Origin of the sequence: Paenalkalicoccus suaedae, from assembly GCF_006965545.2 — a bacterium.
In the GTDB taxonomy this organism is placed as follows: domain Bacteria; phylum Bacillota; class Bacilli; order Bacillales; family Salisediminibacteriaceae; genus Paenalkalicoccus; species Paenalkalicoccus suaedae.
Window position 1 is genome coordinate 739,567 of record NZ_CP041372.2, and the last position, 22,926, is coordinate 762,492.

The 22,926-nt window shown below is 39.9% G+C and carries 29 protein-coding genes; all 29 read left to right on the forward strand.

Features of this window, described 5'->3' with window-relative positions; genetic code table 11:
* Window positions 1-279 precede the first annotated feature (279 nt).
* The 29 genes from FLK61_RS04300 (at window position 280) to FLK61_RS04440 (ending at window position 22,925) form a co-directional block, all read left to right on the forward strand.
* Window positions 280-834: a helix-turn-helix domain-containing protein gene (locus FLK61_RS04300; protein ID WP_176008284.1), complete on the forward strand. Its 555-nt coding sequence runs from the start codon at window positions 280-282 to the stop codon at window positions 832-834.
* Entirely contained in the window at window positions 797-2,599 is a 1,803-nt protein-coding gene (locus tag FLK61_RS04305; RefSeq protein WP_217706305.1) for a phage terminase large subunit family protein, read from the forward strand. The genes FLK61_RS04300 and FLK61_RS04305 overlap by 38 nt, the downstream gene beginning before the upstream one ends.
* Window positions 2,599-2,823 (forward strand): DUF6148 family protein, encoded by a 225-nt coding sequence (locus tag FLK61_RS04310; RefSeq protein ID WP_176008285.1) that lies wholly within the window; start codon window positions 2,599-2,601, stop codon window positions 2,821-2,823. Before FLK61_RS04305 ends, FLK61_RS04310 begins: the two co-directional genes overlap by 1 nt.
* A gap of 15 nt (window positions 2,824-2,838) precedes the next feature.
* Window positions 2,839-4,416 carry a phage portal protein gene (locus FLK61_RS04315; protein WP_176008286.1) on the forward strand — a complete coding sequence of 526 codons (1,578 nt, stop codon included), beginning with the start codon at window positions 2,839-2,841 and terminating at the stop codon, window positions 4,414-4,416.
* Entirely contained in the window at window positions 4,403-5,431 is a 1,029-nt protein-coding gene (locus FLK61_RS04320) for a head maturation protease, ClpP-related (protein ID WP_176008287.1), read from the forward strand. The genes FLK61_RS04315 and FLK61_RS04320 overlap by 14 nt, the downstream gene beginning before the upstream one ends.
* Before the next feature lie 2 nt (window positions 5,432-5,433).
* The gene (locus FLK61_RS04325) at window positions 5,434-5,793 is read left to right on the forward strand and encodes a head decoration protein (protein WP_176008288.1); all 360 of its coding nucleotides are present in this window, start codon (window positions 5,434-5,436) and stop codon (window positions 5,791-5,793) included.
* 14 nt (window positions 5,794-5,807) lie between these two features.
* Window positions 5,808-6,836: a major capsid protein gene (locus tag FLK61_RS04330; RefSeq protein WP_176008289.1), complete on the forward strand. Its 1,029-nt coding sequence runs from the start codon at window positions 5,808-5,810 to the stop codon at window positions 6,834-6,836.
* 10 nt (window positions 6,837-6,846) lie between these two features.
* The gene (locus tag FLK61_RS04335) at window positions 6,847-7,230 is read left to right on the forward strand and encodes a hypothetical protein (protein WP_176008290.1); all 384 of its coding nucleotides are present in this window, start codon (window positions 6,847-6,849) and stop codon (window positions 7,228-7,230) included.
* A gap of 4 nt (window positions 7,231-7,234) precedes the next feature.
* A complete protein-coding gene (locus tag FLK61_RS04340) occupies window positions 7,235-7,546 on the forward strand; it encodes a hypothetical protein (protein ID WP_176008291.1) in 312 nt (103 codons plus the stop codon).
* 19 nt (window positions 7,547-7,565) lie between these two features.
* Window positions 7,566-8,147, forward strand: a complete 582-nt coding sequence (locus FLK61_RS04345) for a phage tail protein (RefSeq protein WP_176008292.1) — start codon at window positions 7,566-7,568, stop codon at window positions 8,145-8,147.
* Complete coding sequence (locus FLK61_RS04350) at window positions 8,144-8,629, forward strand: hypothetical protein (RefSeq protein WP_176008293.1); 486 nt, start codon at window positions 8,144-8,146, stop codon at window positions 8,627-8,629. Before FLK61_RS04345 ends, FLK61_RS04350 begins: the two co-directional genes overlap by 4 nt.
* The gene (locus tag FLK61_RS04355) at window positions 8,626-8,976 is read left to right on the forward strand and encodes a hypothetical protein (RefSeq protein ID WP_176008294.1); all 351 of its coding nucleotides are present in this window, start codon (window positions 8,626-8,628) and stop codon (window positions 8,974-8,976) included. The genes FLK61_RS04350 and FLK61_RS04355 overlap by 4 nt, the downstream gene beginning before the upstream one ends.
* Entirely contained in the window at window positions 8,976-10,409 is a 1,434-nt protein-coding gene (locus tag FLK61_RS04360) for a phage tail sheath family protein (RefSeq protein WP_176008295.1), read from the forward strand. The genes FLK61_RS04355 and FLK61_RS04360 overlap by 1 nt, the downstream gene beginning before the upstream one ends.
* A gap of 2 nt (window positions 10,410-10,411) precedes the next feature.
* A complete protein-coding gene (locus FLK61_RS04365) occupies window positions 10,412-10,930 on the forward strand; it encodes a phage major tail tube protein (RefSeq protein ID WP_176008296.1) in 519 nt (172 codons plus the stop codon).
* A gap of 14 nt (window positions 10,931-10,944) precedes the next feature.
* A complete protein-coding gene (locus FLK61_RS04370; protein ID WP_176008297.1) occupies window positions 10,945-11,439 on the forward strand; it encodes a hypothetical protein in 495 nt (164 codons plus the stop codon).
* A 187-nt stretch (window positions 11,440-11,626) separates the two neighbouring features.
* Window positions 11,627-15,154 (forward strand): phage tail tape measure protein, encoded by a 3,528-nt coding sequence (locus FLK61_RS04375; RefSeq protein ID WP_176008298.1) that lies wholly within the window; start codon window positions 11,627-11,629, stop codon window positions 15,152-15,154.
* 16 nt (window positions 15,155-15,170) lie between these two features.
* Window positions 15,171-15,377 carry a tail protein X gene (locus tag FLK61_RS04380; RefSeq protein WP_176008299.1) on the forward strand — a complete coding sequence of 69 codons (207 nt, stop codon included), beginning with the start codon at window positions 15,171-15,173 and terminating at the stop codon, window positions 15,375-15,377.
* A 2-nt stretch (window positions 15,378-15,379) separates the two neighbouring features.
* Window positions 15,380-16,420 carry a phage late control D family protein gene (locus FLK61_RS04385; RefSeq protein WP_176008300.1) on the forward strand — a complete coding sequence of 347 codons (1,041 nt, stop codon included), beginning with the start codon at window positions 15,380-15,382 and terminating at the stop codon, window positions 16,418-16,420.
* Between the two features lie 2 nt (window positions 16,421-16,422).
* Window positions 16,423-16,641, forward strand: a complete 219-nt coding sequence (locus FLK61_RS04390; RefSeq protein WP_176008301.1) for a hypothetical protein — start codon at window positions 16,423-16,425, stop codon at window positions 16,639-16,641.
* Window positions 16,642-16,656: 15 nt separating this feature from the next.
* A complete protein-coding gene (locus tag FLK61_RS04395; protein ID WP_176008302.1) occupies window positions 16,657-17,094 on the forward strand; it encodes a phage tail protein in 438 nt (145 codons plus the stop codon).
* Window positions 17,078-17,389, forward strand: coding sequence for a hypothetical protein (locus tag FLK61_RS04400; protein ID WP_176008303.1), 312 nt, complete (start codon window positions 17,078-17,080; stop codon window positions 17,387-17,389). Before FLK61_RS04395 ends, FLK61_RS04400 begins: the two co-directional genes overlap by 17 nt.
* Window positions 17,370-18,509, forward strand: coding sequence for a baseplate assembly protein (locus FLK61_RS04405; RefSeq protein ID WP_176008304.1), 1,140 nt, complete (start codon window positions 17,370-17,372; stop codon window positions 18,507-18,509). Before FLK61_RS04400 ends, FLK61_RS04405 begins: the two co-directional genes overlap by 20 nt.
* Window positions 18,502-19,062, forward strand: a complete 561-nt coding sequence (locus tag FLK61_RS04410; protein WP_176008305.1) for a phage tail protein I — start codon at window positions 18,502-18,504, stop codon at window positions 19,060-19,062. The genes FLK61_RS04405 and FLK61_RS04410 overlap by 8 nt, the downstream gene beginning before the upstream one ends.
* A 10-nt stretch (window positions 19,063-19,072) precedes the next feature.
* Window positions 19,073-20,233 carry a phage tail-collar fiber domain-containing protein gene (locus FLK61_RS04415; RefSeq protein ID WP_176008306.1) on the forward strand — a complete coding sequence of 387 codons (1,161 nt, stop codon included), beginning with the start codon at window positions 19,073-19,075 and terminating at the stop codon, window positions 20,231-20,233.
* The gene (locus FLK61_RS04420) at window positions 20,223-20,708 is read left to right on the forward strand and encodes a hypothetical protein (RefSeq protein WP_176008307.1); all 486 of its coding nucleotides are present in this window, start codon (window positions 20,223-20,225) and stop codon (window positions 20,706-20,708) included. Before FLK61_RS04415 ends, FLK61_RS04420 begins: the two co-directional genes overlap by 11 nt.
* Window positions 20,709-20,720: 12 nt before the next feature.
* Complete coding sequence (locus FLK61_RS04425; protein WP_176008308.1) at window positions 20,721-21,050, forward strand: hypothetical protein; 330 nt, start codon at window positions 20,721-20,723, stop codon at window positions 21,048-21,050.
* Window positions 21,051-21,060: 10 nt separating this feature from the next.
* A complete protein-coding gene (locus tag FLK61_RS04430; protein ID WP_176008309.1) occupies window positions 21,061-21,216 on the forward strand; it encodes a hypothetical protein in 156 nt (51 codons plus the stop codon).
* 215 nt (window positions 21,217-21,431) lie between these two features.
* A complete protein-coding gene (xerA, locus tag FLK61_RS04435) occupies window positions 21,432-22,433 on the forward strand; it encodes a site-specific tyrosine recombinase/integron integrase (RefSeq protein WP_176008310.1) in 1,002 nt (333 codons plus the stop codon).
* A gap of 60 nt (window positions 22,434-22,493) precedes the next feature.
* On the forward strand, window positions 22,494-22,925 hold the full coding sequence (locus tag FLK61_RS04440) for an alanine-zipper protein (protein WP_176008311.1): 432 nt from the start codon (window positions 22,494-22,496) through the stop codon (window positions 22,923-22,925).
* The last annotated feature ends 1 nt before the right edge of the window (window position 22,926 follow it).

The following is a 22,926-nucleotide window of genomic DNA, read 5'->3' on the forward strand; positions in this document are numbered from 1 at the left end:
TCAAGGGTTTTGGGCTTTAGGTTCTCCTGGCGGTTTGTGAAGACCATGCGGGTGCTACGACCCCGGAAAAGCGCTAGTTTTTTTCGCTAAAAGGTCATTTCGCTTTCGAGTGATTTTGTCTTGGGAAATAATTTAGTGGAACACCAAAAAACCTTTGAGCGACAAGGGTTAATTGCACTTTTTTTGAGGAAATAAAATCGTGCTTTAAAAGCGAAATGGGGGGTTTTTGACCCTTCAAATTAGCGAAATCGAGTGATTTTGCTAGAAAGGAGGGTCAAAATGACTAAAAAGGAAGAGTTAAACAGTGATTTTGTCGTAACTACAGAAGATTTAGCCACGATCCTAGGTGTAAGTAAAAGAAGGGTGCAACAACTAGCAACTGAAAACCATTTGCATAAATTTGGGCGTGGAAAGTTTGATCTTCCAGCATCAATAAGACTGTATACCGATTATTTAATAGAAAGACACTCTGGTGGAGACAATAGCAAGTCTGAAGAAGAAATGTTATGGACAAGAGCGAGACGTATCAAGACAGAAACCGAAGTAAAGATCATGCAGGGGAGCTTACACCGTTCTGCTGATGTTGAAGCTGTCATGAACGACATGCTAGGTAATTTTAGAGCTCGTATGTTGGTGCTACCTCAAAAAGTTGCAAGCAGCCTTTTACACCAAGATGAAATTGAAGTTATTAAAGACATTGTAAAGAAAGCAATACTCGAAGGATTGTCGGAGTTATCCGAATACGATCCAGAAGTTTTCTACGGGCGGAGTAACGATGAACTATTTATAGAGGAACATGATGAGCGAGAACAGCAACATTCAAAAACAGACTAAAAAATTATTTGCAAAGCTAGCAAAAATTGTAGCACCTCCCCCGGAGCTAAGTGTTTCAGAGTGGGCTGATCTTTATAGAAAACTATCGTCCGAAGCATCGGCAGAGCCTGGGCAATGGCGAACCGAAAGAGCACCATACCAAAAAGAAATCATGGATGCTATTAACGATCCTAAAACGGAAGAAATAGTGGTTATGTCTTCGGCTCAGGTTGGAAAGACAGAAATTATATTAAATACAGTAGCTTATCATGTCGATTATGATCCGGCGCCGATAATGATCATTCAGCCTACTGTAGATTTAGCTAATACGTTCAGTAAAACTAGACTTGCTCCAATGCTTAGAGATACACCAGCCCTTAAAAATAAAGTGGCAGATGCTAAGAGTCGTGACAGTAGTAACACGATTCGAGAAAAGGCATTCCCTGGTGGAGTAATTATGATGGTTGGAGCCAACTCACCTACAGGGCTTTCCAGTCGTCCGGTGAGAATACTATTAGCTGATGAGGTGGATCGCTTTCCGGTTAGTGCCGGTACCGAGGGTGATCCACTTTCGCTCGCTGTTAAAAGAACAAATACATTTGCTAACAGAAAGAAAATATTTGTATCAACTCCTACAATCAAAGGCGCAAGCCGTATTGAAAAAGCATATGAAGAAAGCACTCAAGAAAAATGGAACCTCCCATGTCCTTCATGTGATGAGTTACAGCCTTTAAGCTGGGATCAAATTTCATTTGAAAGTGTAGCGATGGCATGTAAGTCGTGTGGTTCGGTGCACAAGGAATATGAATGGAAAAGAGGTAAGGGAAAATGGGTTGCAAATAATCCATCTTCTAAAATCAGAGGTTTTCATCTTAATGAGATGGCCAGCCCATGGAAAAAGTGGGAAGAGATTATAACGGACTTTAAGCGAGCCAATAAGGAAGGTACTGAATCCCTAAAAGTATGGGTTAATACTAGCATGGGTGAAACGTGGGAAGAACGCGGTGAAAGCATTAATTCTGATGCGTTACTAGAAAAAACGGAAGATTATTCTAGTGAAGTGCCACAAAGTGTTGGAGTACTAACCTGTGGAGTCGATGTACAAGATAATAGATTGGAATATGAAATAGTTGGCTGGGGATTGAATAGAGAAAGCTGGGGTATTAAATACGGCATTATAATGGGTGATCCTGGACATGAACATGTATGGGAAGAATTAGATGGCGTTCTCAATGCTAGCTATGATCGTGAAGATGGAGAAAAATTGCAAATTATGAGTACGTGTATTGATTCAGGTGGTCATCATACTAAAACAGTTTACGACTATTGTAAAAAAAGAGAAATAAATAGAGTTTGGGCAATTAAAGGGCAAGGCGGAACTGGTATTTCATTTATTAAACGTCCTACACGTCGTCAGGATAGTGGTGTTTGGTTGTTTACGATAGGTGTAGACGTTGGTAAAGACCAGGTACTATCTCGCCTTAGAGCGACTACTGAGCAGCATGGTTACTGTCATTTCCCTAATGATCCCACGAAAGGCTATGATCAAGATTATTTTAAGGGAATAACTTCGGAGCATAAAGTGATCAGAAGCAAAGGTGGTCAAACTAAGCACGTATGGGAAAAGAAGAGAGGTCATGCACGAAATGAACCTTTTGATATCAGGAACTATGCAACGGCTGCTCTTGAAATATTAAATCCAGATATTGATAAGATCATCGAATCTGAAGGTGTGGTTAAGCCCATGGTCAGAAAGAAAAAGAGAAAGAGGGCGAGGAGAACATAATGTCACGAGCTGAGCGGATAAAAGAACTTGAAGAATATTTGAAAGAACTAAAAGAGGCTCGATCAAAAGTATTGCAAGGTCAAGCATACAGAATTAACGATAGACAAATCACACGAGCGGATGGATCTTTTATTGTATCCGAAATTAAAGAAACAGAGAAGAAATTAATTCGACTAAAAGGATCACGGCGAAGAAATCACCGTTTTGTGCCTCGTGATCTTTAGGAAGGAGGAAAGATTGTGAATTTTGTAGATAAAATGATTAGTAAAGTTGCACCAAGCTATGCCTTAAATCGTGTTGTAAGTAGAGAAAAACTGAAAGTGTTTAATCAGGTAAGTTCATCAAACGGATACGGGAAGCATGGAGCAAGTCATAAGAAGAGTTTAATAGGTTGGTCTAGTCGCGGTGGATCAGCAATTGAAGACATCGAATACAATGTTGAGAAGCTAAGAGAGCGTTCAAGAGATTTATACATGGGAGTCCCATTAGCTACCGGCGCTCTTAAAACGATGCGAACGAATGTTATTGGATCAGGTCTAAGGCTTAACTCGCAAATAGATTATGAGTATCTAAATATGACAAATAAAGAGGCAGATGCATGGGAGACGAAAGTTGAGAGAGAATTCAACATGTGGGCTCGAAGTAATACGTGCGATGTGCAGCGTATGAATAACTTTTACGAGCTTCAACAGCTTGCATTTCTTTCATGGCTCATGTCTGGTGATGCCTTTGCTACATTGCCATATATTAAACGTCCAGGAATGCCATATGACATACGAGTGCAATTATTTGAAGCGGATCGCGTAAGTAATCCTAATCATGCATCTACTATTGATGGGAAAATTATCAACGGGGTTGAAATTGACTCCAAAGGTGAAGTGATCGCCTATCACTTTGCACAAGCCCATCCTGGCTCAAGCCTGATTGCTTCAAATGAGTGGAAGCGCATTGAGAAGTACGGCAAAAAAACCGGAAGAATTAATGTCATTCATCTTATGGAATCTGAAAGGCCTGAACAAAGACGTGGCATTCCTGTATTAGCACCAGTAATCGAATCCTTAAAGCAATTAGGTCGATATACAGACGCTGAATTAATGGCTGCGGTAGTCTCCGGAATGTATACGGCATTTGTCACTAGTAAGGATGGCGATCCAGCAACTGGACCTCTAACGGATGCGATATCCGAGGAAGAACAAGTTACACATGATGACTATGATTATGAGTTAGGTCCAGGAACAGTTGTACACCTTGATGAAGGGGAAGATGTCACTTTTGCAAACCCCGGCAGACCTAATCAAGCATTTGATGGTTTTGTTACTTCAATTTGTCGCCAAGTTGGAACGGCGTTAGAAATTCCATATGAAGTCCTCTTAAAACACTTTACTAGCTCTTATTCAGCTAGTAGAGCAGCACTACTTGAAGCGTGGAAGATGTTTAAGATGCGTCGAGAGTGGCTTGCGAATGACTTCTGCCAGCCGATTTATGAAGAGTTTTTAGCAGAAGGTATTGCAAAAGGTCGAATATATGCCCCAGGATTCTTTACTGATCCTGTTATAAGAGAAGCCTACTGTGGAGCGGAATGGAATGGTCCGAGTCAAGGACAATTAGATCCACTCAAAGAAGTGAATGCAGCTACAAAAAGAGTAGAACAAGGGTTTAGCACTCGGACAAAAGAAACGGTTGAACTTGGCAATGGTGAATTCTTCAGGAATAACCATTTAAGAAAAGTAGAAGAGGAAGCAAGAAGAGAAGCAGGGCTTGTTGCACCTGAAGAGGATATATTAAATGAAGGGGGTGAGAGAAATGAAGAGGATTAATATAAAAGGTGTTATTGTCGATTCAGATGATCAGTGGCTATATGATTATTTGGACATGGAAGCAACGAGTCCAAAGAAATTTGCTGATAAATTAGCAGAAGCTGATGAAGATGAAGAGATCATTGTTGAAATCAATTCTGGTGGTGGATATGTTTGGGCAGCATCTGAAATTTATACAAAGCTAAGACAGCACAAAGGCGATGTGAAAATTGAGATCGTTGGAATAGCAGCAAGTGCAGCGTCCTTTATTGCTTGTGCAGGAAAAGTTTTTATATCCCCTACTGCACAAATGATGATCCATAATGCATGGACAATGGCAAGTGGTGATAAAAACCAGATGCAGGGCGTAAGTGAAATGTTAAAAACCACTGACGAGGCAATTACTTTGGCTTATGCAGACAAGACAAACCTTAGCCAAGAAGAGTTACTGGACCTTATGGAAAAAGAAACTTGGATGAGTGCAACAAAGGCAAAAGAACTTGGTTTTGCAGATGAAATTATGTTTGAGAAAACCTCAAATCAAGCGGTGGCCTCTGCTAATAATACGGGCCTCATTCCAGAAGCCGTATTAAACAAGTTAAAAAACGAACTCATAGACCAAAGAATAGTTGCTTCAGCACCAAAAAAGGAGGAAGAAACATTGAAATCAGTTGAAGAGTTAAAAAATCAATATCCAGATTTACACAAGCAAGTTACTGATGAAGCTTTTAATGCTGGAATCAAAGCAGAGAATAATCGTCTAAAAGAGATTGAAGAACTTAGCATTGGTGGAGCTGAAGATTTAGTAAATAAGGCTAAAGAAGACCCGTCAATGACTGCCGAGAAGTTAGCAATGCAAATCGTCAAAGCGCAAAAAGATACAGGCGCAAATTATTTAAATCAAGTCCAAGAGGATGCGCAAGAATTAAATGAGCTTGAAGGTTCAGATACATCAGCCAAAAATAGCGATGCTGAAAGATCACAAAACGCGAAATCGTTAGCTGAAGCAATGAATAAAAAACGAGGAGGTAAATAATTATGCAAATCGGAGAACGTAAGTATGACAATTTACTTGCCGGCGGTATCTCTCCAATCGTTTCTAAAGGAGCGACTTTGAAAGCTGGACAACAGTATTTTCGTGGGGATGTTCTAGCGTTAGATGCTGATAACAAAGCAGTCTTAATAGATTCTGAATCTGAAGTTGATAGCGTAAAAGAACCTTATGCTATTTTAGCTGAAGACGTTGACGCTACAGAGGAAGATGCAGAAGCCGGTGTATACCTGACTGGTGAGTTTAATGCACATGCATTACGCACGTCGGATAATGATGAGATTTATGATCATATCATTGCACTTCGTAACATTGGTATCTTTGTTAAAGAAAATATTGAAGCATAGAGGGGGCTTATTTAATGAACATGTATGATACACGCACAATGTTAGAAGCAATCGAACAATTAAAGCCAGTTAACACATTTTTAAAGGACACATTCTTCCCAACACCTAAAACATTTGATACTGCGGCGGTTGAGGTAGATTATCGTAAAGGGAAAAGAAAACTAGCTCCATTCGTATCAGACAGAGTTGCTGGAAAAGTCGTTGATCGTGAAGGATTCACTACACATTTATTCGAACCGGCAACCATTAAACCCGTGCGTACTATTCAGAGCATTGACCTTATGAAACGCTCCATGGGTGAAAATGTATATGGAGCACGAAGCCCACAGGAGCGAGCACAAGAAATTTTAGCTAACGATATTACAGACCTTGATGAAATGATTACTCGCCGTGAAGAATGGATGGCTGCTCAAGTTTTATTTGAAGGCAAAGTAGACATTGTTGGTGAGGGCGTTAATAAAACGATGAATTTTGATTTCACCAATAAAGAAACGTTGTCAGGCACTGATCTTTGGACTCACGCTGATAGTGATCCACTGAAAGACTTAAAAGATACACGTAGAAAAATTATGATTTCATCGGGAATTTCTCCAAATACAGTGATCTTTAGTTCGGACGTTGTAGATGATTTTGTGAATCATCCTAAAGTTTCTGGATTGCTTAACAACCGTCGAATAACAATTGGTCAAATTGATCCAATGGCTATGCCAAATGGAGTCACTTATATTGGTAATATCACCGAATTAGGCTGTGATATTTATACGTATGATGAGTTTTATTACGATGAAGAAACCCAAGAAGATAAATCTCTAGTTCCAGACGGTACAGTCATGATGGGATCAACAAATTCTAAGTCCACAATGGCGTATGGTGCAATTACAATTGCCGATACTTCAAATAATACATTTTCGGTTGTCGAAAGTACGCGCGTACCAGTTTCATTTGTGCAAGTTGATCCTGCTGCTCGTTTCTTGCAAATTCACAGTAAACCTTTGCCAATTCCACATGAAGTAAACAGTTGGGCCATTCTAAAAGTAAAGTAGGTGCTAAGTAATGATAGAAGCTAAAGAAAAGATCAGACACAACGGACAATCAATCGCGATTGGACAGAAGTTAAATGGATTATCAAAAGAAGAAGAACAACGACTGGTAGCCTTAGGGGCTGCTTTTTTTGTTGACACAAAGCCTGTTGTACAAGTAGAGGGAACAAAAGAGCCTCAAGATCCACCAAATGATTTAGGCGATAAGAAAGATGGTAAAGAAGACGATATTAGCGTCCTGAAAAATGAATTTATTGGCATCGAACTTGCCGATTTAAAAGCGACAGCTAAAGAAGTAGGCGTTGAATTTACTGGTAACATCGGACATGAGAAGCTAGTAGATCGCATTATTGAAGTAGGACTAGCACAAAACGTTTTATCTCAGTTTGAGGATTAATCTAATGAACTTCAAAGACATGGTGAATGATGACATATTTACTTTTTTGAATATTGATGAGTTTGGTGAAGTCACAACTATTGATGATGAAGAAGTAGTTGTTGTCTTTGGAACAATTGAACTCTCTGATTTCACTATTAAAAATGGTGAAGGACTTCTAGAAGAAGATCGTATCTTTTACGTAAAAGATGGCGATCTTTCTTTCTATCCTCGTCAAGGAAATAAAATCGTTGTTAATGGTGATAAATGTGAAGTTTTACAAACATCAGAAGATGATGGTCTACTTAAAGTCCTTATTAGGTTGATAGAGTCATAAAGCATGGGTGGTGTTTAAGGTGATTGACATTGATCTACAACGTGAGGTATCAAAGGATCTAAAAAAACGATTGAAAAGATTTCAGGCACGACTACCTCAAGCGTCTGCTGAAGCAGCTAACAGGGCAGCAATTACTCTTCGCAAAAATATGAATATGGAAATACGCAAAGAGTACACCATTAAAGCGACTGATATTAAAGAGACTGTATCTCTTGATAAGGCAACTAAAGCAACCATGTTTGCTGAAGTTGGTTCACGCGGTAATCCGATTAGCTTAGATCGCTTTAAGTTGTTGCCACGTAAAGTAAGTCCTAAACGTAAGGCTCCGATTAAGGCTGCTGTTAAGAAAGGTGCTACCAAAGCAATACCTGGAGCCTTTGTAACAAATCTTAAAGATCGCAGATTAGGAAATATTGTTGGTGCTGCAATGCGACAATCTAAATCAAGAAACCCTATTCGTCGTTTATCGGGTCCATCTATCCCTCAGATGCTTAATAACGACAGAGTGAATAAGGTAATTAGAGAAACAGGACAAGAAGCATTTCAAAAGCGATTTGACCACAATGTAAGTCGAATCTTAGATCAGGTGATGTCTCAATGAATCCACTTACTTTACAGGTTGAACTAAAAAAAAGGTTTGAGAGGGAATTTGCAAACTTACGCCTAGAAAGACCGGATGAGGGTGGAAGAGATGTTGCTCTACAAATCTTCAAACAACACTTACCAGCAAACAAAAAGACGTCTAAAGATGAAAAAGATTCACACTATCCATGTCTGATCATTCAACTAGACGAGGGAGAGATTTCATCTGAGGATGAGCCACAAGAAGTATCAGTGATTTTTATGGCTGGCGTTTATGATGAGCAAGACGATTATCAAGGTTATCAAGATGCATTTTTAATTATTGATCGTGTGTTTAATAGTCTACAAAAAGATAGGTATATCAAAGGCACGTATCAAGCCATGTTACCCATGAAATGGGCTTATCATAGCGAAAATGCGATGCCTTATTTTTTTACCGGACTATTTGTTAGTTTTGAAGCACCAAAAGCAATGCGACAAGATGTGGAGGCGATGATATGAACGAGAAAGAAGTAAAAGATGAAAAGGTGGAGCCAATTATCCCACTCAACGAATCACCAAAGGCGAAGCCTAAAGCGCAAAGTAAAAAGGTAGAGCAGGAAGCGATTGAGGTTAAGGCAGAGCCGAAAAATGAGAAGGTTATTTATATTGGACCTACATTTAACGGTATTCAGCAGTTTACAGCGCTAGAAAAAGTACCGGAATCGTTTAAAGAAGTAAATGAAGAACACGCTTTTTTCAAATACCTTTTTGTTAAATTCAGTGACTTTCCTAAGGCGCGTCAAAATGTATTTAAGACAGGAACACGAGAATATCAATTAGTCGAAAAAGCGAAGGAGGTTATCTAATGGCATACCGACATGGTATTGAAGTTGATAGACAGCCGTTTGGCTTGTCTTTAGCAACTGGCGGAGCTAACACAGTCCCAGTGGTATTTGGTACAGCGCAATCAAATTTAGCATCTGATCCATCCTCAAATTTAAATAAACCTGTACTAATTCGCAATCCGCGTGAAGCTCGCGAGCTAGTAGGTTTTTCTACAGATTTCGAGTTTACATTGAATCAGGCTATTGATGCAGCCTTTAATGAGCTGAAAATATCTCCGATTTTAGTAGTCAATGTGCTTGATGTTGCTACTCATAAAGAGTCTGAAACAACTACTGTAAACCTTACGTCTGGTGAGGCGGTTATTAATGATACACGTGCGCTCTTAGATACTGTAGAAATAGAAGAATTAACTGCTGATACAGACTTTATTGTCTCTCGTGATCCTCGTAATCGTTTAGTTATTAGTTTACTAGATGCAGACGCAATTGCTGACTCAAGTTCGGTAGAAGTTACGTATGATCGAATTGATCCGAGTCTGGTAACGGATGAAGATGTAGTTGGTTCATATGATCCTGCCACTAACGTTTATAAGGGAATCGAGCTTTTAACACAGGTATATCCTAAGTATCAATTAATTCCTAATGTTATCAGTGCACCAGGTTTCTCAGCATCGGCAGTTGTAGGTGCAGCATTAACTGCTAAAGCTGATCTTATCAACGGGATTCTTAATGCATTTGTCCTGCTTGATGTGGAAGGAGAAACAAGACAACAAGCATTAGAAGCAAAAGTAGAAGCTGGCTATGACTCCGGTAAATCTACTGTCTTATGGCCTAAGGTTGTAGTAGCTAGTAAGAAGTATTGGTATAGCGCCTACATGTCAGCTGTAATTGCTCAATTAGATAGCGTTAATGATAATGTTCCGTTCAAGTCTCCATCTAATCAGCGCATCACAATTAGCGGTTTAGAGACTCCTGGAGGACAAGAAGTTTTTCAGGATAAAACACATGGTAATGAATTGAATGCAAAAGGTATCGTTACAGCAATCAATGTAGGTGGATGGAGAACGTGGGGCAATGAAACAGCAGCCTTTGATTCTACACTTGAAGAGATTGATATTGCAGATCTGTATATTTCAAATCGACGTATGTTCGATTGGTGGTCAAATTCATTTATTCTAAGTTACTTTAGCAAAGTCGATAACCCCACTGATTTTAGATTAATTGAACAGTTAGTTGATGATGAAAACATTCGTGCCAATGGTTTTCAGGCTGCTGGACAAATCGCAGGAGCTCGAATTTCATTTAGTCAAGATGAAAACCCTATTGAGAGCATTTTAGCTGGTGAGATTGTGTTTGATCAGGAGATTGCTTTCTATCCTCCTGCTAAACACATTAAAAACCGTCTGTCATTCAATCCGACAATTTTAAATGATGCATTATTTGGAGGTGCTTAATCGTGAGTACAGTTATTCCTGAAAAATTGATTAACTACAACGTTTATGACGATCAAGAAAAACTAGCCGGTGTGCAAGCTGAAGTAACGTTACCAAGTTTTGAAGCAATGTCAGAATCTATCTCAGGTGCTGGCATTGCTGGTGAATATGAATCACCAACTATTGGACATTTTGGTTCTCAAACCATGCAAATGTCATTCAGAGTTTTAAATGAAGCGCCTTTCCGTTTAATGCGTAATCAAGCGCGTACGCTGACGATTCGGGCAGCACAACAATCTTATGACAAAGCAGCAGGAAGAAATTTAGTTCGTCCTTTTAAGGTTGTTGTTAAAGGCATGGCTAAAGGTGGAGAATTAGGAACCCTTGCGCCAGGAGCACAAACAAACAGTAACGCTACGATTGAAGTATTGTACATTAAGATCGAACTCGAAGGTCGCACAATTTTAGAGTTTGATAAATTAAACTATATCTATATTTTGGATGGCGTAGACGTCTTAGCTGATGTTAGAAACGCACTATAGGAGGATAAACTATTATGAATCAAAACGAAAATTACACTCAGGCAAGCCAAGTAGCAGCACAAGCGAATGAGAAATCTCAATCGAGTAATCAAGATGACTCTTTTGGAAGGAATAATCCAGAAAACCCAAATTCGCATGTAGTTAGCGAACATCAGGAGACTCAAAATGAGTCTTCTGAAAGTAATTTAACAGTTAGCAATAATAATCTAGTTGAGTTTGACCAGTCAAAGCCTACCGTGATCAAACTATCCAAACCAGTTGTGTTCGAAGGTCAAACTTATCATGAACTAGTTTGTTATTTTGACGACTTAACAGGTAACGACATGGATGCCATCGGAAAAGAAGTAGCATCGGCTGGACACATGGTAATTAACCCGGGTATTAGCACACCTTTTCTCGCTGCATTTGCAGCACGAGCAGCACGAGTGCCTACAGCATTAGTTGCATCATTTAAAGCGAAGGACTATCAAAAAGCAACTAACGCGGCTCAGATTTTTTTGGGGGAGTAGGTTACGACTTAGAGCAGTCGTCGCCTGTAAGCATAGTAAATTCAATCAGAGAAAACGCCGTTCACCTTTCTATAAACACTTACACATCCGTTGAATACTGGATGTCTAGAACACTGTCACAGTTGCATGGTTGGGTTGCAACTGTGAATAAAGTTATGCAGGATCGAGGAGGGGAGGGAAATAGGCAGTGAGTCAAAAAGCTTATGAGATAGCTTTTAAACTTGGCGCGCAAATGGACCCCTCCATGCAAAAAGTAATGGGCGATACACAAAAGAATATGAAAGGCCTCGAGAAAGGCATGGAAGGAGCTCAGAAAAAATCTGGGCTCCTTCGTCGTTCTTTTGGTAATCTATCAGGCGCTGCTAAGTTAGCAGGTGGATTAATAGTTACTTATTTAGGCGCAAGAACATTTAAAGCTGTAATAGGTGCTGCAAGTGAATTTGAAGATCAAATGGCAAACATATCAACTCTTTTAACTGGCGACGTATCGGCGAGTATGCAATCTATGAATGAAGATATCAAAAGAATTGCTAAACAGACTGGTGTATCGACAGAGCTCTTAGCTGATGGTCTTTATCAAGTTGTTTCTGCCTTTGGTGAAGCGAAAGATAATGCAGAAGTCTTAGAAATTGCAACGAAGGCAGCCTCAGCTGGTAATGCCGAAGTAGCTGATAGCGTAAACTTACTTTCAGCCGTTACAAAGGGTTACGGCGACACGAGCGCAGAAGCCGTTCAGAAAGCATCTGACTTAGCATTTGCAACAGTTCGATTAGGACAAACCTCATTTCCGGAATTAGCATCAAGTATGGGTAAAGTAATTCCTCTTGCTGCTACACTAGGCGCTGAACAAGAAGAACTTTTTGGAGCTATGGCAACCCTTACGGGGGTTACAGGTAACACAGCAGAGGTAACTACTCAGCTACGATCAACGTTACAAGGGTTTCTCCAGCCTTCAGGAGCCATGGGCGACGCCTTAAAGAGTTTAGGCTATGAGAACGGACAAGTAGCCTTACAATCAGAAGGTTTGCAAGGAATACTTGAGAGTTTGCGCAAAGAAGTCGGTAACGATGAAATTGCCTTTTCTAATTTGTTTGGTTCAGTTGAAGCTAAAAACGCAGTCTTGGCACTTACGGGATCACAAGCAGAGAACTTTACCGAAAAGACTAAAGAAATGGCCAATGCTGTAGGAGCTACAGAAGAAGCATTTGAAAAGAAGCAAAAAACAGCTAAAGCAGCATGGGCAAGGATACAACAATACATCAATGTTGCTGCCATAAATATTGGAGATAAGTTTCTACCGATTATAGCTGAAGGTCTTACTTGGACGATGGACTTGTTCGATAAGGTTTGGCCGAAAGTAAGTGAATTTGCTAATCAGTTCGCTGAGCCTTTAAAGGGTCTAGGTAAAGTGGTGCAAGGGATCTTCCAGTATATGAGTGGCAATTCATATGATGGATTCATCAGTTTTGTGGAGTCTGGATTTTCTCCTGGCATCATCAAAATGGTAGATAATTTTGCAAAGTCTGTTGGCGAGATTGCTTCGAACGTTAAAGATGCAATTAGTATTGGTAAAGGATTCATCCAAAACTTATTCGGCGATAGAAAAGACGGTAATGCATCTATCATAAGCGCAAATTTGGGACCTGATACAACAAAGAGGTTATTAGATATTGCTAAGAATGTAAGAGAATTCGGTGAGACGGTAGTAACTTATTTTAAATCAGCTTTTGATACATTATGGCCAATACTTCAAATGGTTTTTCAAAATGTACAAGATGGAATAGCCTTTTTAATGCCTTACATTGTTAGCGCTATTGGTCCAGTAGTAGGTTTCTTTAAAGGGATTTTAGAGCAAATATCTACTTTTTGGCAAGAAAACGGAGCGCAGATCATTCAAGCACTAGTAAATATTGGTGGGTTTTTAAAAGACACATTTATATTTTTACTTCCATTTATTTTAGGAATTGTAAAGGCGGTTTGGGGTAATATCCAAGGCGTTATTTCTGGTGCCGTCGGCGTCATTACAGGAATCATTAAGTTATTAGCATCTGTGTTTACTGGCGATATGGCAGGCATGTGGGAGGCGTTGAAACAAATATTCATGAGTGGGGTAAAACTCATTTGGAATATGATCCAACTTACTTTCTACGGTCGAATAATTGGAGGTATTAGAGCGTTAGCAATTGGTGCTCGAACAATACTTTCTGGTATGTGGACTGCTATACGAACTTTCTTTACTAATGGTGTTGTCAATGCGGTAACGTCAGTTGGTCGCTTTGTGGTTGGTGTAAGAAATGGATTTACACGCGCTCGAACAGCTGTAGTCGATACAATGCGAAGAATGTATGATGCTGTTAAATCACGATTTGATAGCATGGTAACAGGAGCAAGAGAGTTACCAGGGCGGTTAGGTTCAGGAATACGTGCCATGGCTAGTAAAGCTGTTGACGGAGTAAAAAAATTAGGTAATGACATGGTAAATGGATTAGCTGCCGCGATCAATGGCGTTGGTGAAGGAGTTAACTGGATTTTAGGTAAGATCGGCGTGAGCTTTACTATTCCATCGTGGGTTCCTCCTGCTTATGCAAAAGGAACAGACTATCACCCCGGTGGTCCGGCGATTGTAGGTGATGGTGGAGGACCAGAATTAATGGTTATGCCGAACGGGAGGCAAATGCTTTCTCCGAGCACCGACACGTTAATGAACCTTCCAAAGGGAACGCAAGTATTACCTTATGAAAAGACTACACAGTTAATGAAAGGCATTCCTGCTTACGCTGAAGGAACAGGCTTAATTAATCGAGCGTGGGATGGCGTGAGGAACTTCGCAGGCAGAGTAAAAGATGTTACTACAGATGTATTTAGTTATATCTCTAATCCATCCAAGCTACTTACAAATGTCTTAAATGATCTAGGTGTAGCTTTACCCTCTTTAAATGGTGCAGCCGGTAAATTAGTACCGGGTGCTTTTAGTTTTATCAAAAATAAAGCTGTGGAATTTCTTACGAGCAAGATAGGAGACTTTGGCGCCGATGGAGGTAGTGGTGGCGTAGGAGCAAATACGTTTGCTAACTGGCGACTAACCTCACCATTCGGGATGCGTGTTCATCCGATCACAGGACGCAGAACAATGCATAGAGGTGTGGACTATGCAGCACCTACAGGTACACAATTACGATCAAACGTAAGTGGTCGCGTATCAGGTGCAAGTTATTTAGGCGGATATGGTAATACGGTTCAAGTTCAGTCCGGTATGTTCACTCACTTGTATGCTCACTTATCGCGAATACTCACGAACGTAGGTCGTCAAGTAAGCGCTGGTGATTTACTAGGTCTAATCGGTTCTACAGGACGTTCAACGGGACCTCATTTACATTATGAAGTGCGACGCGGAGGCATGGCCATCAATCCAATGCCGTTTGTTGGTAGAGGATTCGCAAAAGGTGGAACTGTTTCGCATGGTCAAACAGCTTGGGTTGGTGAACAAGGACCAGAGCTAGCACAATTGCCTGGCGGTACACGCATTCTAAATAACAAAGATAGCATGGGAGTCGGTGGCTCTTATACGATCGAAATAAACGATAATAGAACGATTAGAGTCGAAGGAAGCTCAGATGCATCATTATTAAAACGTTTACTCGATGAAGATCGCAACGAATTAGTTCGTCTCGTCGAGAAGATCATTCGTGAGAAAGACAGATTAGCCTTCAGATAAGGAGGGAGTATAGTAGATGAACACTTATGAAACAGTATCAGGGGATACATGGGATCTTATCGCTTATAAGGTTTTTAATAATGAAAATAAGCTAGTTGATCTAATGAAAGCTAACCCAGATTATATTTCTACTGTCATATTTAGCGCTAACGTTACATTAACAATCCCGGAATTAACTGAAACACCTCGCTTAAATCTCCCTCCTTGGAAGCGAGGTCTGTAACAATGACTAAAGCGAGAAGAACAGAAGTAGAGGTGCATTATAACGGAATAAATGTATCAAAAGACTTCGCAAAAGATCTGAAGAGCTTTTCATACGTTGACAATGCATCTGGTGAGTCTGACAGTATCAGTATCACTCTCCAAGATGAGAACGAAGTTTGGATGAATGAATGGTTTGCCAATAAGAGTGACCAGATAAGAGCAATAATTAATACAATGAACTGGAAAACACAAAATGATTCAGAAAGATTGTTGTGCGGGACATTTTTTATTGATATGCCTGAACTATCAGGATTTCCGAATGAAGTCACAATTAATGCTGCATCCGTCCCAGCTAACGAACAACTTATGTCTCGACCACGAACACAAAAATGGAAAGGTATCGGTCTAAAGCGCATCGCAAATGATATTGCTTTCCGTAGTGGATTAAAGCTCGAATATTTAGCTAATAATCCGTGGTACGGTTCAAAGGAACAAAGTGGTGTGACTGATGCAGCGTTCTTATCTGAATTGTGTGAGTCTGAAGGACTTGCCATGAAGGTAACAAATAGAAAAATCATCATATTTAAAGAAAGTGATTTTGAAAAAGAAAAACCTGTAGATAGTTACCATCGTAAAGCCGGAAGAGTATTGAGCTATAATTTCAATTCAGATTATAGCAAAGGTTATGCAGGCGTAAAGCTGTCTTATTTTGATGTGAAACTGAAAAGGAAAATTGAATTTCTATATACAGTTCGCGACATTTCTAATACAAATGAAGAAGAAGAAGCAAACAAAAATAAAATTTATCTCCTTAACACAAAAGTCCATACAGGCGAAGAAGCAAGAAGAGCTGCACAAAATAAACTTAGAAATCTCAACAAGAGAGAAACACAAGTAGATTTAACCTTATTAGGCAATGTGAATTTAGTTGGAGGCAGCACACTACAATTAGATGGTTTCGGTAAATTTAGTGGTAAATACTTTATTGAGCAAGCACGGCATGATATTGGTTCTGGTGGATATACAACTCAAGTAAGAGCACGAAAGGTCTTAGGAGGTTAACGATGGATGCAATGTCTGTAGCTTTAAATATTGCGAAAGTAGGCAGAGTAAGCAGTATATCAGGAAGAAATGTAAGTGTAGTCTTTGAAGATCGAGACAACTTAGTGACCGATCCTTTGCCAATGTTAAATAATTTAGATCCACCTCCTGTAGGATCGTCTGTTTTGTGTATTTTTTTAGGGTCGGCATTAGATGAAGGTTTTTGCCTAGGCACTTATTAGAAAGAGGGTGATCTAATGATTGGATCATTTGGAGAAATAGTTTTTGAAGTTAATGATAAACGCGTCCATACCTTTAATCAGTTGACAAGAGATTCAACTGGCAGGTCTACAGATCATGAAGTGCTAGGGCAAAAGCCAGTTACACAGTGGAATGGCCCTGGACTAGATACAGTAAGCTTTACCATAAAGCTACACGGAGCTCATGGAGTGAAGCCACGCGAAGAAATGGAACAGTGGTTGATTAAAGAACGAGACGGAGATGCTGAATTTTTATTTATTGGTGGAAAGGGTTTAGGAGTAAGTAGATGGATGATCACTCGTGTTAGTCAAGCTTGGAACATTGTGATGAATCGTGGCGAGCTATTAAGCGCTAATGTATCAATTGAGCTAAAAGAATACACAGCAGTGATTAGAAACAGCAGACGGCGGTGGTTAGATGATAGATTACGATAACGTTACTATTGAAGTTAACTTTGGAGCCAACGGCTCTGATGAAGTAATTCAAAATCTGCATATGCTGTTTACTACACCAATTGGTACTGTCCCTTTAGATCGAGAATTCGGCATTGATACTTCTTTTTTAGATCAGCCTATTAACGTTGCTCAAGCTTTGTTAAGAGCTGAATATGCAAATAAAACAGAAATATATGAACCTCGAGCTTTTGTCACAGAGGTACAATTTGAAAGTGATATTAAGGGAAATCTAATCCCAAAGGTGGTGATTGACGTTGACCTTGAAGCTGACTGATTTACCAGAGGTTAGTTTTGCTGAAGTAGATGCAGAACAAATACTAGCTGATATCGTAGCTGAATATGAGAATGCTTATTTTGAGCAAACCGGAACACGAAAACGACTTTATCCAGGCGATCCTATTCGGATTTTTTTATATACTCGCGCATTAAGAGAAATTCAGTTACGTACGGTAATCGACGATACAGGCAAACAAAATTTATTAAAGTACGCACGAGGCGAAAACCTTGTTAATTTAGGAGCCTTTACGAAAACAGAGCCAGCAGAGCCAACAGCAGCTAGTACAGTGATGTATTTAGAATTAAGTGAGGCACAACCATTTGATATTGTTATTCCAGCCGGTACACGAGTCAGTCCCGGCGAGGACCTACAGTTTAGCAATCGAGAGAATTTAAGTGTTCCTGCCGGACAAACATCACTAACCTATCTGGTTTACTGTGAAGAGCTAGGGGAAGTGGGAAATGGATTTTTAGCCGGGCAAATTAATCAGTTAAGCGATCCTTTGCCTTATGTTGCGACAGTTGAAAATATCGACGAGAGTAAGGGTGGTTTCATCGAATCTGAAGATAGTTACAGGGAACGAATCCACGAAGCACCAGAAGGATTTTCCGTAGCTGGACCTTCAGGAGCTTATGAACATCTAGCAAAGAAGTTTATGCCATCTATTTTACATGTAAAAGCCGTATCGCCTTCACCCGGAGTAGTAGATATGCGATTTATTTTACAATCTGGAGAAATTCCTACTGAATCTGTTATTAATGAGGTGTCGAATCATTTAAATGAGCGAGATCGACGACCTCTTACAGATCAATTCTCAGCAGCAGCGCCTGAGCTAATCGAGTACGATGTTGATGTTACGTATTATCTTAGATCTACAGACATTGAATCATTGGTTAAAACGAGAGAAAATGTGGATAACTCTGTGGATGAATTTATCACTTGGCAAAGAAGTCGTATAGGTAGGGACGTCAATCCTTCTGAATTAATCGCGAAAATGGTTCGTTCAGGAGCAAAAAGGGTTGAGGTCAGATTACCTGAACATATTGAAATTGATAATCTCTCTTTAGCAGTTGTTAATGTAAAAACTGTAGAGTACGGAGGGATTGAAGATGACTAAAACATTAAGCACAGTCACTACATTAGAGCTTTTACCAGAAAACCTCCGAGAAGACCAAGATATAATAGCTGCAAGTAAGTCTTTAGATAAGAGAGATCAATTAATTCTAAATTTTGTAACTAACCTAAATATATTGCCACGTGTAGATGAGCTCTCTGATGAGTTACTTGACCACGTGGCATATTTTTTTCATGTAGATTTTTATGACCAGTCATTTGAGCGAGAAGTAAAAATTGAGTTGATTAATGAATCGATTTACCTGCACCGTATTAAAGGCACACCTCGTGCAGTCGAGTTATTAGTTGAAAAATTATTCGGCCAAGGCATCGTTGAAGAGTGGTATGAATACGGAGGAGAGCCATATACGTTCCGAGTGATCACAAATAATCCTGAAGTCACTCAAGAGAGGGCTGCTGAATTTGTACGAGCTGTAAATACAGTTAAAAACGCAAGGTCGCACTTAGATAGCGTGATCCTTCAGCAACGCGAGGAAATGGATCTTTTATTTGCAGCAGTTGTACATGAAGGTTCAAAAGAAACTTATAGTCAGTGAGGTGATATGAATGGGCGCATTTGGTAAGTTAACGCTAACTAATCGTGGGCGTAATCTGCAATCAAAAGCACAAACGGGCGTAGAACTTAACTACACAAGAATTAAAATAGGTAATGGTAATTTAGGCTCCTCATCTATTTTAAATTTGAATGATCTAATCAGTGTAGTGAGAAGTCTTGATATATCAAAACTTGCAGTCCAGACAGGTGGTAGAGCAGTAGTTGGAACTACTCTGACTAACCAAGAAATCACAACAGGTTTTTATTTTAGGGAGCTAGGTGTTTTTGCACAAGATCCTGACTTAGGCGAGATCCTATACTGTTATGGAAACGCTGGGGCACTGGCCGAGTATATACCTCCGACGGGAGAAGATATCGTAGAAAAGGCAATTGATATTGTCACAATCGTTGGTAATGCTCAAAACGTCACTGCTCAGATTGATAACTCCTTAATATTCGAAACGCCTAGTGGAGCTCAAGAAAAAGCAACTGCTGCTTTAGAAAGTGCAAAACAGTATGCTGATGATGGTTTAGAAGACAAGGCTGATTTAGAACATCAACATGAAATCTCGGAGGTCACAGGCCTACAAACAGCGCTTAATAGCAAACTAGAATCAGTGACATGGACACAGGTGCAAGATAAGCCTACAACATTCTCTCCTTCCGAACATGGCCATGAGATTAACGAAGTGGATGGGTTATCGCAAGCTTTGGAAGATGCAGAGCAAAACGCCAAGGATTATGCAGATGAGGAGTTTGAAACGAAGACGGACGCTATTGCGCATAAGGAAGAATTTACGCAACACGAAGGTAAGACTGTCACCGAAGCGCATGAACCTCTATTTGGCGCATACCGAGAAGAAATATCCACCGTATCAGGCACTGGAACAGTTACACTAAACGCTGATAACTCCCCTGCATATCGTTTAACGATGGCAGGCACAACAACACTCAATCTATCTACTACAAGTAGCGAGGTTGTCTCCCTATCCGTGTTTTTAGAGCAAGGGGGCACAGCCCATCCTATTACGTTTAGTTCTGCAATCAAATGGCGTGGTGGTGAGATCCCTGATGTGTCCGAGCCTAACTTTACGTATGCGCTAACGTTTATCACATACAACGGAGGCACAACGTGGCTAGGCTTCTTAGCAGGTGATTTCGATGTTAGCTGATAAATTGCGCTATGCAGGTGGAGGGATACCAAGAGAGTTGTATCTTTATGAATTATTTAATAATAACGCTCCATTCATACAAGGATTCGCAGAAGGTGCAGGAAGTCTAAGTTTTCCACTGAACGGAAGAATGCTTATTAATGCGAGAAGATTAGATATTAGCGCAACTAGAACAGCAGTTACAGAAGTAGCATTTGACTTGTCTCCATATTCTAAAGCGTATATAGATTGGGAAAATCAAACTTCTGGTGGATTAAGAACGACTGGTTTTGTCATTATGAACCAGAGAGATGTTAACCCAAGAACAACTAATTTAGCAGAAGTTTTACAAACAGGAAACTTTGCTAGAAGAACGGATGAAATTGATATATCAAGTTTTAACGGTGAGTTTTTTATAGCTGTATATGCCAGAAACACATCAGGGACAGATATTTCTTACACTACTTCGGTATTTAATCTATGGCTAGAGAAATAGGAGGTGAGCGCCTTGTACGCACATATTAAGAACGGTGAGATTGATCGATTCGCCAGTTTACCTAAAGTTTTACGGTTAGAGGACGGTCAGACGATCAGTGGATTTAACTTACTGCCACATGAAGTGCATAAATCCCACGGTTGGCTTCCTGTCGAGGAAGTCGTTGAGGAGTATGATACGGATACTCACTACGCAACGAATCCTCAAACGGAGGTACAAGAGAATAAGGTGGTACGTACGTGGGAAGTCGCGCAAATCCCTCAAGATGATCAAGAAGGAAACTATTCAGATTACCTAGTAGACATTGATTTTAGACTTTCAATGGTCGAGCTAGGACTATAAGGAGGTCACTATGTCATTAACATATAGAGGCTGTAAATCAATGATAGATAGACGCTCATACGCATCAGTGGAGGACATGCAGCAGAAGCTAGACATCTTTTTGCTTAATAGTCGTATTAGCCAAGATGAGTACAACGAGCTGACAGAGTCGCTCAACAACGCATAAGACGCCTTATGCGCAATAAAAATCCATGCAGGATAAAAGAACCATATTTGTAAAAATATATTTATATTGCTTCATTTCCCAGCAGATGGTATGTTATGTTGTGAGTAGGTAGGAAGGGGTAGCTCCCCATCCGTCACGCACCTGAGATGCGTGCCTACTCTTTTTTTGTAGGCTAGCATCTTAAAGCGAATTACCTTCTCAGGGGGAAATTGAATATGAATATTAATGGTGTATCTGCTGGAGAGCTAATGATTAGCGAAGTGACAGGGTTTATTTCGGAGTTGCTGCCGATCAATGTGGACGAGATAAAAGAAAAGCTATCTCACATTACGAACAAATACCACATCACGAGAGTACCAGAGACCGAAGTTCATCCAGACTTAGACGAAAAAATTCAATTGTTTTTAGCATCAAAAGGCATTGAAGGGTTAAGTGTAAACTCGTTATCCAATTATGAGTTGCAACTACGAAAGTTCAAAGAACACGTTAAAAAACGAACAGATAACATAACGGCTGCCGATATTCGTGTTTACCTTGGCTCATTTAAAACGGCTAAGCCATCGACAATCGAAACTAAGTTATCTGTTTTAAAAAGTTTCTTTGGTTGGCTTCACAATGAAGAGATTTTGCAACGAGACCCTTCACGTAAGATCAAATCACCTAAAAAGGCTAAGAGGGTTCCCAAGGCGTTAAAGATCGAAGAATTAGAGATGCTTAGGGAGTCGGCTGAAACTATTAGGCAAAGGGCCTTTGTAGAAGTTCTATATGCGACTGGTTGTCGATTAAGTGAAATACACGATATGAATATCGACCACATAAACACTCAAGATATGTCGGCATACGTTGTTGGAAAAGGCGATAAAGAGCGAAAAGTATATTTCTCTTTTCGTGCTTTGTACCACTTAAAAAAATACTTGAAGCAGCGCACGGACGAAGATAAGGCACTATTTGTTACAGAAAGAAAGCCTTATAAACGACTGTCTAAAAGAGCTGTACAGCAAGAAATTAAAAAGATTGCTATACAAGCAGGGTTAGAAAAGAAAGTCAGTCCTCACACATTGAGGCATACGTTCGCCACTCTGCTCCTAAATAATGGTGCTGAGTTAGCAGGGGTACAGGCCTTATTAGGTCACCAGAGCCCTGAAACAACATTAATTTATTCACAGCTAAGCGATCAAAAGAAACAAGAGCAACATAAAAGATACCTTGTTCAATAATTTGGAGAGTCCCATTGGGGCTCTTTTTTTATGTCGAAACAATTATATTAGGGGGCAAATATGGATAGCGAGGAGCAAAAAGAAATGAGAGGAGACAACGATCTTACGTATCGCTTAATTGACGAGATGTCACTCATTCGCGCAGATATAAGAGAGCTGATGACCACGATGGCGCACTTTAATCAAAAAGTAGATCGTATTTATGAAGACATGCGAGACACAAAAACTCTTGCGTCTGAGGCATCTAGTCAAGCAGAGTCAGCAGAGAACCAAGCGCGAAAAGCTCTAGATAAGATAGAGGAGCAAGCTGTGCATATTGAGCGATTATATACTAGAGACAGAGAAAACAAAACAGAAATAATAGAAAAAATTGATGAGCAAAAAAAAGAGCAAGTAGTACATCGCAGATGGCTAATCGGATTAATTGCAACAGTCGTAATGGGATTTACAGGTTTTGTTTTAACAATTATTTTAACAATTATAGGAGGCTGAC

What these genes read in the sequence shown, in the direction of transcription:
- FLK61_RS04300 (WP_176008284.1), top strand. Translation starts at nt 280, where the DNA reads ATGACTAAAAAGGAAGAGTTAAACAGTGATTTTGTCGTAACTACAGAA.
- FLK61_RS04305 (WP_217706305.1), top strand. Translation starts at nt 797, where the DNA reads ATGATGAGCGAGAACAGCAACATTCAAAAACAGACTAAAAAATTATTT.
- FLK61_RS04310 (WP_176008285.1), top strand. Translation starts at nt 2,599, where the DNA reads ATGTCACGAGCTGAGCGGATAAAAGAACTTGAAGAATATTTGAAAGAA.
- FLK61_RS04320 (WP_176008287.1), top strand. Translation starts at nt 4,403, where the DNA reads ATGAAGAGGATTAATATAAAAGGTGTTATTGTCGATTCAGATGATCAG.
- FLK61_RS04325 (WP_176008288.1), top strand. Translation starts at nt 5,434, where the DNA reads ATGCAAATCGGAGAACGTAAGTATGACAATTTACTTGCCGGCGGTATC.
- FLK61_RS04330 (WP_176008289.1), top strand. Translation starts at nt 5,808, where the DNA reads ATGAACATGTATGATACACGCACAATGTTAGAAGCAATCGAACAATTA.
- FLK61_RS04335 (WP_176008290.1), top strand. Translation starts at nt 6,847, where the DNA reads ATGATAGAAGCTAAAGAAAAGATCAGACACAACGGACAATCAATCGCG.
- FLK61_RS04340 (WP_176008291.1), top strand. Translation starts at nt 7,235, where the DNA reads ATGAACTTCAAAGACATGGTGAATGATGACATATTTACTTTTTTGAAT.
- FLK61_RS04350 (WP_176008293.1), top strand. Translation starts at nt 8,144, where the DNA reads ATGAATCCACTTACTTTACAGGTTGAACTAAAAAAAAGGTTTGAGAGG.
- FLK61_RS04355 (WP_176008294.1), top strand. Translation starts at nt 8,626, where the DNA reads ATGAACGAGAAAGAAGTAAAAGATGAAAAGGTGGAGCCAATTATCCCA.
- FLK61_RS04360 (WP_176008295.1), top strand. Translation starts at nt 8,976, where the DNA reads ATGGCATACCGACATGGTATTGAAGTTGATAGACAGCCGTTTGGCTTG.
- FLK61_RS04370 (WP_176008297.1), top strand. Translation starts at nt 10,945, where the DNA reads ATGAATCAAAACGAAAATTACACTCAGGCAAGCCAAGTAGCAGCACAA.
- FLK61_RS04380 (WP_176008299.1), top strand. Translation starts at nt 15,171, where the DNA reads ATGAACACTTATGAAACAGTATCAGGGGATACATGGGATCTTATCGCT.
- FLK61_RS04385 (WP_176008300.1), top strand. Translation starts at nt 15,380, where the DNA reads ATGACTAAAGCGAGAAGAACAGAAGTAGAGGTGCATTATAACGGAATA.
- FLK61_RS04390 (WP_176008301.1), top strand. Translation starts at nt 16,423, where the DNA reads ATGGATGCAATGTCTGTAGCTTTAAATATTGCGAAAGTAGGCAGAGTA.
- FLK61_RS04395 (WP_176008302.1), top strand. Translation starts at nt 16,657, where the DNA reads ATGATTGGATCATTTGGAGAAATAGTTTTTGAAGTTAATGATAAACGC.
- FLK61_RS04400 (WP_176008303.1), top strand. Translation starts at nt 17,078, where the DNA reads ATGATAGATTACGATAACGTTACTATTGAAGTTAACTTTGGAGCCAAC.
- FLK61_RS04410 (WP_176008305.1), top strand. Translation starts at nt 18,502, where the DNA reads ATGACTAAAACATTAAGCACAGTCACTACATTAGAGCTTTTACCAGAA.
- FLK61_RS04415 (WP_176008306.1), top strand. Translation starts at nt 19,073, where the DNA reads ATGGGCGCATTTGGTAAGTTAACGCTAACTAATCGTGGGCGTAATCTG.
- FLK61_RS04420 (WP_176008307.1), top strand. Translation starts at nt 20,223, where the DNA reads ATGTTAGCTGATAAATTGCGCTATGCAGGTGGAGGGATACCAAGAGAG.
- FLK61_RS04430 (WP_176008309.1), top strand. Translation starts at nt 21,061, where the DNA reads ATGTCATTAACATATAGAGGCTGTAAATCAATGATAGATAGACGCTCA.
- xerA (WP_176008310.1), top strand. Translation starts at nt 21,432, where the DNA reads ATGAATATTAATGGTGTATCTGCTGGAGAGCTAATGATTAGCGAAGTG.
- FLK61_RS04440 (WP_176008311.1), top strand. Translation starts at nt 22,494, where the DNA reads ATGGATAGCGAGGAGCAAAAAGAAATGAGAGGAGACAACGATCTTACG.